General features: G+C 62.1%; 1 protein-coding gene. It reads left to right on the forward strand.

What is annotated here, in order from left to right; all coding sequences use genetic code 11:
- Window positions 1-32: 32 nt before the first annotated feature.
- Window positions 33-282: hypothetical protein (locus ACSNOK_RS33930; RefSeq protein WP_436784592.1), on the forward strand; the 250-nt coding region annotated here is incomplete at its 3' end.

Genomic DNA, 282 nt, shown 5'->3' on the forward strand with positions numbered 1-282 from the left:
CATCGAACCTTTCACCGGTCACACTTACGGTCATGACAAATCCCAAAAGGGTGAGTGAGCCGCCCGTCCGCTATCCACTGACCGCGTCGCCCCTGTTTGCCCGGCTGACCTTCGACGGACACGTCCTGAGCATCACGAACCGGCTCTGGCCACTGCCCTGGGGGCGCACCAGACGCATCCCGCTGTACGAAGTGATGGCCATCGAGCCGTGGGTGCGGTACAAGCTCACTGGTGTGGACGGGACCAAGACGATGCACTACTACCGAGTCCTCCGCCTGTCTC

The organism is Streptomyces sp. URMC 126 (assembly GCF_051386555.1).
Taxonomy (GTDB): domain Bacteria; phylum Actinomycetota; class Actinomycetes; order Streptomycetales; family Streptomycetaceae; genus Streptomyces.